The organism is Cupriavidus sp. CuC1 (assembly GCF_044627735.1).
GTDB classification, from domain to species: domain Bacteria; phylum Pseudomonadota; class Gammaproteobacteria; order Burkholderiales; family Burkholderiaceae; genus Cupriavidus; species Cupriavidus ulmosensis.
In genome coordinates this window covers 1-1,093 of sequence record NZ_JBIUHC010000391.1, presented here as the reverse complement: position 1 = coordinate 1,093, position 1,093 = coordinate 1, and the positions used below count along the sequence as shown (strand labels likewise).

The following is a 1,093-nucleotide window of genomic DNA, read 5'->3' as shown; positions in this document are numbered from 1 at the left end:
CGATCGTCGCAATACGGCCGAGCCCGCCTGTTCGCCGAGAACGACTCTCAATACAGTGTGCTCAATTGCGCGGTTACGTTTCGATTACGTTGGCTCCATGACAGCCAATTGTTTCCTCATAAATGTCAGACAACAGGGATCATCAAGATTCCGCGGGGAATTGCCTCGTTCGAGGCGTCACCCACGGACTTTCGTTTAGCGCGCGCTGTCGATGATGATTGAGCCGCCGGCAGGGGTCAGGCTGTGTCGGTAAAGCTAGCTTAGCGGGAACGCAAAACCAACTGGGCCAAATCAAAGTCGGGATGATGAGGCGCAAGTCATGCTGCCAGCGGCCTAGCACATCCTCGCTTCCACATGATCGCCGTGTCAGTGATGTTTGATAGAAGCAGGCGGCTGCCGGACACTACTGAGTGAAGTGGCGATTTGATTTACTCGGGACTTGCGGAGGACTTATAGCGTCGTCTCAAGACTGCCGAATTGTAGTGGTGGCACGATCACTAAAGGGGCCAAAGACGTGGGCTTTGGTCGTGTCCCACTGCCCTGATTGCCCCCTGTGTCGTCGGTGGTCCACATTTGCGGCCCCCTTTCGATTGGGGCCGGCGGTTCGCTATCCGTTCCGGGTGAATTTCCTATAAAAATCATAAACTTAGCGAAGGTATGGCGGATCTTTTACGATTAGGCTCTGCAGAGCATAATTGCGAATCCCGGCCGACCCTCGATTTGGCGCGGTCTGTAGGCATCGAGGGTGTGCGCCGTCATGCAGACAAAGCCGACATGAACAGCGCGGGCCAAGCGGTAAAGGTGGCTGCGCCGGGCGTCGCTCAGGACTCGCTCCTTGGAGATGGGAGATGGGCAGCCGCTTCGGATTGATACCGTGCTCGTGTCAACCACCTTTCGATACTCTCGCGCTGCTTCACTTTGCGGCATTGCCGCATATCTCTGACTTGATGCCGGCGATAAAGAAGTCTATTGTGGCCGTTCGGTGCACGCTCCCAGCTCCTCGCACCGATGACCCGCTGCCGTCGCCACCGTCCACTGTGGAATCGAGCTCGGGGCAGCAGTCGTAGTTCTTTTTTCCAACCACGACAAAGGA

At 56.4% G+C, this 1,093-nt stretch carries 2 protein-coding genes; one reads left to right on the top strand and one right to left on the bottom strand.

The features are described from left to right. The coding region (locus tag ACGLHR_RS51840) for a hypothetical protein (protein ID WP_400103920.1) at positions 1 to 222 on the top strand (222 nt) is incomplete at its 5' end. A 691-nt stretch (positions 223 to 913) separates the two neighbouring features. Here ACGLHR_RS51840 and ACGLHR_RS51835 read toward each other — a convergent pair. Then, positions 914 to 1,093 (bottom strand): hypothetical protein (locus ACGLHR_RS51835; RefSeq protein ID WP_400103918.1); only part of this gene is annotated, 180 nt, incomplete at its 5' end.